Consider the following 6,090-nt stretch of genomic DNA (forward strand, 5'->3'; position numbering starts at 1 on the left):
ACCTCGCTGTCGACGGACGACCTGCGCTTTATCGACGAAGCGATCCTGACCGCGGCAATGGGCGTCGAGACCGCCAACATGGCGCTCGAGGTCTCCGCCGATCCGACGCTGCTGGCCTACGCCCGCAGCGCAGCGCGCGACTACCGCGCGCTCGCGGCGGAACTGGCACGCATCGCGCAGAGCAAGGGCGTGCAGCCCGAACAGCGGCTGCCGGAAGCGCCGGAGGTCACCAAGCTGCGCTCGCTCAAGGGCGCCGAGTTCGACCGCATGTTCGTGCAGATCGTCGCGGTCGACGCCAATCGCCAGGCGCTGGCGCTGTTCCAGCGGCAGGCCGAGATCGGCAAGGACCCGGCGCTTCGGGCCTTCGCCAAGCGCACGCTGCCGATGCTGGAAGAGCGCCTGTCGCAGGGCAAGTCGATGTCCACGCGGACCATGACGTGGCGCAGCGGGATCGCGCAGCGATGAGGTCGCGGTCCGATTTCCCGACTGGACGGGCGCGCGAAGGCAACGGCGCGCGCCTCTCTTTGCTTTCCTGACTCAGCGAGCACGCCCATGCCAGACTCCAATCCTTCTCAGCCCACCCCGCCGACCGCCGCCGCCACCTCCGCGCAGGACGACGACCTGCTCCGGCAGGCGCGCGACCATATCGCCGAGGAATTCGGCGGCTCCCTGCCGGAGGGCATCGAGGTGGGCATCGAGGACAAGCGCATCCGGCTGCGCGGACGCGTGGCCGATCTGCCGACCGCCGAGCGCATCGCCAAGGCGGCGGCCATCGGTCCCGGCATCCTCGGCGTCTACAACGAACTGCAGGCGGCCGATAACAGCGAACCGGCCAGCCCGATCGCGGGAGCCGAGGCCGCCGATGCCATCGACGCGCCCGAGCCCGGCGAGCGGGGAGAACGCGGCGCACCGTTGCCGCCGCCGCCCGGGCCGATCCATCACAAGGTGTGAGACCGCGGGTGTGAGACCGCGGGTGTGAGGCCGCAGGTGTGAGACCGCGCCGCTGTGAGACCGCAGCACGGCCGCTGAAAACGCCTGCGGCGCGGTATGAATCCGCGCCGCAGGCAGCCGAGGCCGTCAGGCGAGCCTCAGCCGACGAGCCTCGGTGACGAGGCCTTAGTGACGAGCCTTACGCCATGGCCCCCATCAGCTCTTCCTTGCGGGCCGTCATCTGCTCGGCCATCTCGCCCAGCTCCACGTTCTTGCTGATGACCATCTTGAAGAGTTCGTTCTCCTCTTCCTGCACGTGGTGGTTGACGTATTCGGACAGCACCTTGTAGTTGGCCTCCAGCATCTCGCCGCTCAGGCCGCCTTCGATCGCCGCGATCAGGTCCTTGGCGACCTGGTGTTCGACCTTCGCTTCATCGAGCATCTCGTCGATCTTCTCGTGGACCCCGCGCAAGCCGGGATAGAAGATCTCCTCCTCGATCTGCGCATGCACGGTCAGCTCATGGCAGGTCTGCTGCGCGATCTGCTCCTTCTCGGAACGCTCCTTCGCGCTCTCGAACGACTTGAACAGCTTCTTGACGTTGCGGTGGTCGTCGAGCAGCAGGCTCAGCGCGGCGCGTTGCGCGGTCGGAATCTTGGACTTGTCCATGCGAAACTCCTTTTATCGTGGTGGGGAATTGCTTTGTGGTGCTGCGTCAGTGCTGCGTGGGCCGTTACCGAAGCCCTGTTTCCATCCGGTCCGTCGTTACCCTTCGGCGGGTGCCGTCAGGCCCGGGACTCGCTGCGATCCGGCGCGACCCGGATCCGGTTCTCGATATCGGACACGCCCTGGCAGGCGTCGACACACTCCTCGATCTGCCGGCGCGCCGTACGGCTGCCGACCTGGCCTTCGAGCGTGACGTGGCCGCCTTCGACGCGGACCGATACCTCGCTGACATCGAGCCCCGCGCGCCACAGGCGCTCGCAGACCCGATCCAGAATGCGATCGTCCGAATAGCTGATGCGGTTGCCCGCACCGCGGCCGGCATCGCCTTGCCGCTGATAGCTCGGGTTTTCGTTCTTGAAGCCGCCGTAACTGCTTTGACCGGGATCGGCACTGCGGCTGCGCACCTCGTCGCCAGACCGGTCGGTGCGGGTCCCCGGCGCGGCAAACGGTGCCCCGGTGACACTGCGTTCTCGCGGATTGCTGGTGGATTGCTGCATGCCTCGACTCCTTGTGCTCCGGTTTGCATCGATCGCCGCGGGCCGGCGCTGAGGCGCGTCCAAGCTGCGGCTTCGAGCCAAGACGCAATATCCATACCGCCGGCACGACGGCCACTCTTGCACATGCTCTCGCCGGGAAATGGCCGCTGCCGGCGTGTTTGCGGCGTTCGGAATTGCATGCAGCGCCGCTTTTTACACACTTTCCCGATGTCCGCCGCGCGCCACGTGGCAAAGCGTGCAGATTTGACCAAGGCGCCTCGGTGGCATGGAATCTGCACACGCGATGTGGATGTCGATGTCGTTTTGGATTGGGAAAGCGGGAGGAAAACGAGATGAATGCCCATGAGGAGGCCGCACGCTTTCTGTTGCGGCATGGCCTGCGCCTGGCCACCGCGGAATCGTGCACGGCCGGCCTGATCGCCGCGCGCATCGCCGATGTGCCCGGCTGCGGCGACGCGCTGCGTTGCGCGGTGGTGGCCTATGCCCCGGCAATCAAGCATCGCGTGCTGGGCGTGTCGCCGGAAACGATCCGCCGCCATGGGCTGACCAGCGAAGAGGTATCGCTGGCGATGGCGCGCGGCGTGCTGGCGCTGACCGATGCCAACCTGGCGATCGCCAACACCGGCATTGCGGACGGCAAGGGCGATGACGGCACGCCGCCCGGCACGCAGTGTTTCGCCTGGATCTTCAGGCAGACCGGTCGCGGCGACGGCCGTACCGTCGAGTTTTCGGAGACGGTACGCCTGCGCGGCGGCCGCAACGAGGTTCGCGAGGCGGCCGCCGAATTCGCACTGGCGCAGATCGCCCGCTATTACGCGCTGGCACAGCAGCGGGAGCGATGATCTCGCTGGTTTCGCCGGCCTAGCTGACCTCCCTGACCTCGCTGACCTTGCCGGCCGGGCTGACTGGCCGGCCAAGCTGGCGGGGCAACGCGTGCCCCGATGAGATCAGGCGCGACGGGACGGCTGGCACGCCGGCAGGAACAGCGTGACGGTGGTTCCCTTGCCCGGAGCCGAGCGCACCGTGACCGCACCGCCCGCCTCGCGGCAGAAGTCGCTGACCTGGCTCAGGCCGAGACCGGTGCCGGCGCCGTCCGGCTTGGTGGTAAACAACGGCTCCAGCGCCCGGTCCGCGACGTGAGCCGGCATGCCGATGCCGCTGTCGCTGACCCAGAGCCGCACGTAGACGCCGCGCATCGGCGTCGCGGCATCGCGCGGATCGTCTTCGGCGCGGTCTCCGTCCGCGCGGTCTTCTGCGGCGTGGTGTGCTCCGGCGCGGTCTTCTTCGGCGTGAGCTTCCGCCCGAGGATCGGCACGATCGGCAGTATTGGTACGATCGGCAAGATGGACATTATCGGACGGCTCCGCTGACCCGCGCCGCGCGGCGAGTCCCGGCGGCAGCGAGGCCCCACCGCCATAGGCCGCGCCGAGATTGGCGGCACCGATCTCCAGCACCCCACCCTCGGGCATCGCATCGCGCGCGTTGGCCGCGAGGTTCAACAGCGCCAGACCCAGCTCGCAGCGGTCGGCAAGGACCGGCAGGCAATCGGGACTGAGCGCATAGCGCAAGGCGATGCCGGAGCCGAGCGTCGCGCGGATCAGCGGATCGCATTGCTGCAGCTCCTCGTGCAGCGCAATGGCCTCGCTGCGATGCTCGCGCCGCCGCACCACGCCGAGCAGCCGCTCGGCCAGCAGCGCGCCGCTGGCCAGGCTCTTGCGGATGCCGGCCAGCGCGGTACGGTTGGCGCGGTCCGCCCGCTCGGCCCGGTCCGAACTTCCCGGGACACCGGGCCGCAGCAGCAGCACGTCGGTATAGGCCGAAATCACCGCCAGCACATTGCGAAAGTCGTGCGCGACCGAGCCGATCAGCTGCCCCATCGCCTCGAACTTGCGCGACTGCCGATAGCGCTTTTCCAGTTGTTCGCGGCGCGCGCATTCGTCGCGCCAGCGCCGCCGTACCGCTTCCTCGGCGCGAATGCGCCGCAACGCGCTCCATAACGACAGGCACAGCACCGCCGAGACGATGCCCGCCGCCAGCGAGGCGGGCGCCATGCGTTGCCACCAGGCGCGATAGACCACGCGATACGGCACGCTGACCATGGCGCTGGCCACGCCGTCGCCGACCGGATGGACCGTGACCAGCCACGCATGGCCGTCGGCGCGCTCGACTCGCTGTGCTGCGTCGCCGTCCCGCGCATGCCGCACCATGGCCGCGAAGCGCGCCGCGTCGGGGTCCGGCCAGGGATACGCCGCCAGCACCGCGCCATCGCTGCGCACCAGTGCCGCGCGGTAACCGTCGGTGTGCTCGAGCAATTGCCGGTAGAAGTCGGCGAAATAGGAAGGCCGCAGCGAGATCGACACGATGCCGGCGAGCCGTTGGCCATGCATGCGCGGCATGCTGGCCTTGAACACCGGCTCGGGAATCACGCCGCCGATCAGCACCGCGGACAGATGCATGGGCTCGCGATCGACCATGATCGCCCGATAGTCCTCCCGTTCCGAGATATTGAGCATCGGCGCCGGGTAGAGCAGGCTGCTGACCAGCAGCGTGCCGTCGTCGCCGAAGATGCCGAGTGCAAGGGCTTGTGGCAGACCACGGCCCATCCGCGCCATGCGCCGATGCAGTTCGAGCTCATGGTGGCGAATGTCCGCGTTGCTCCATTGCACCGTCAGGTCGCGCAGGCGCTGGTCAGCCAGCCGGTTGCTCTCCATCACCTTGCTCGCGTGCTCCTGCACCACCCGTGCTAGCAGCGCGCATTGACGCTGGGCATCGGCGAACGCATCGCGCAGCGCGAGCCATCCCCAGCCGGCCAGCAGGCACAGCGGCAACAGCAGGGTGCTGGCCAGCAGCAGCGCGGTGACGCGCCGGCGCAGCGGAAAATCGGCTTGGGGATCGGCCTGCGTGGCGTCGGCGGAATCGAAGGTGTTCATGGCGGGACCCGGGCGCGGGATGGCATCGCCGTTCGGCCGGGTGCGAGCCAGCTTAGTGAGCGGTAGCGAGGCCGCAAGACCGGGAGGGTCAAAAGCTATAGTGCGCGTCCGGGCGGGTCCCGTATGCGCCGGACTGCCGCGCCGGACGCCGCGCGGAATCGCCCTGCTTGCGGCCCGGCCTGGCCAACGAATTACAACGTCCATGTAAAACCGGCCGAAAACCGGGCGTATCGCGCCGCGCCTCGCGGTACGGAGGGCTGCGGTGCCAGCAATCGCGATTGGCATGGTTAGTGCTCATGCGTGGGAAGTGCAACTTGCCTTCGACGGAGTGGACGCATGGCAACAGAATCTCGGCCCGGGACCGCATCCCCTGATACCGGCAACACCGGCGCCGGCGATACCGGGCGGCAAACCAGCGCCCCGGTCGGCCAACGCAACGATCCGGGCGGGAGCCAGACCTCCGGCCCGACCCCGGCGCAGAGCACGCCCGATGCCGGTGGCCGCAATGGCCAGCGCGACAGTCGGAGTGACAGTCGGCAAGATCAGCGCGACAGCGGCGGCAGCTCCGCAAGCGAGTCCGACCCCGCGGCCGGGCGCGACCTTCCCGATGAAAACGGCGAGCCGCCGTCGGTGAAGCGCCCCGGCGGCAATCCGGAAGAAAGTGAGCCGCCGGTGGAAAACACCTGAACCAATTCCGAAAAACGTTCTAAAACACTAGAGCACGCCGCCATCAGCACGCAGCCAAGCCCCGGCATGCGGTAGCGCGCCCCGGCTCCCACCGATCCGCACGACCTCCGCCCCCCTTGCCGAGCCGAGATTGCCGTGTCTGCCCAAGCCCGTTTGCCGAACCGTCCGCACACTGTGAAATCGACCTCTCCGTCTCCAGACGACCCGGCCGCCATGCTGGCGGCCCTGGGCGAACTGGCCGCGCTCTGCGGGCAGTCGCTCGAAGCCGCATCGGTGAGCGCCGCCGATCCGCAATTGCGGGCGCTGCTGATCCACCGCGCCA

Annotated in this window: 7 protein-coding genes; 4 read left to right on the forward strand and 3 right to left on the reverse strand. The window is 68.4% G+C overall.

Translation table 11 applies throughout. The features are described 5' to 3' along the window. Together AC6EI8_RS23265 and AC6EI8_RS23270 are read left to right on the forward strand one after the other, a co-directional pair. Window positions 1-465: DUF4142 domain-containing protein (locus AC6EI8_RS23265; RefSeq protein WP_498382993.1), on the forward strand; the 465-nt coding region annotated here is incomplete at its 5' end. Between the two features lie 87 nt (window positions 466-552). Beyond that, entirely contained in the window at window positions 553-951 is a 399-nt protein-coding gene (locus AC6EI8_RS23270; RefSeq protein ID WP_149318064.1) for a BON domain-containing protein, read from the forward strand. Between the two features lie 178 nt (window positions 952-1,129). On the opposite strand, the gene AC6EI8_RS23275 is transcribed toward AC6EI8_RS23270, so the two are convergent. Beyond that, complete coding sequence (locus AC6EI8_RS23275) at window positions 1,130-1,597, reverse strand: hemerythrin domain-containing protein (protein WP_265634491.1); 468 nt, start codon at window positions 1,595-1,597, stop codon at window positions 1,130-1,132. Window positions 1,598-1,713: 116 nt separating this feature from the next. Continuing rightward, complete coding sequence (locus tag AC6EI8_RS23280; RefSeq protein ID WP_149318062.1) at window positions 1,714-2,151, reverse strand: BON domain-containing protein; 438 nt, start codon at window positions 2,149-2,151, stop codon at window positions 1,714-1,716. Between the two features lie 332 nt (window positions 2,152-2,483). Between AC6EI8_RS23280 and AC6EI8_RS23285 the strand changes: the two genes are divergently transcribed. Further along, window positions 2,484-2,993 (forward strand): CinA family protein, encoded by a 510-nt coding sequence (locus AC6EI8_RS23285; protein ID WP_150082367.1) that lies wholly within the window; start codon window positions 2,484-2,486, stop codon window positions 2,991-2,993. Window positions 2,994-3,098: 105 nt separating this feature from the next. Here AC6EI8_RS23285 and AC6EI8_RS23290 read toward each other — a convergent pair whose 3' ends face one another. Beyond that, entirely contained in the window at window positions 3,099-5,081 is a 1,983-nt protein-coding gene (locus tag AC6EI8_RS23290) for an ATP-binding protein (RefSeq protein WP_498382994.1), read from the reverse strand. Between the two features lie 336 nt (window positions 5,082-5,417). Between AC6EI8_RS23290 and AC6EI8_RS23295 the strand changes: the two genes are divergently transcribed. Continuing rightward, the gene (locus AC6EI8_RS23295) at window positions 5,418-5,768 is read left to right on the forward strand and encodes a hypothetical protein (protein ID WP_498382995.1); all 351 of its coding nucleotides are present in this window, start codon (window positions 5,418-5,420) and stop codon (window positions 5,766-5,768) included. Window positions 5,769-6,090: the final 322 nt, after the last annotated feature.

This window comes from Cupriavidus sp. R6-3, from assembly GCF_059772245.1.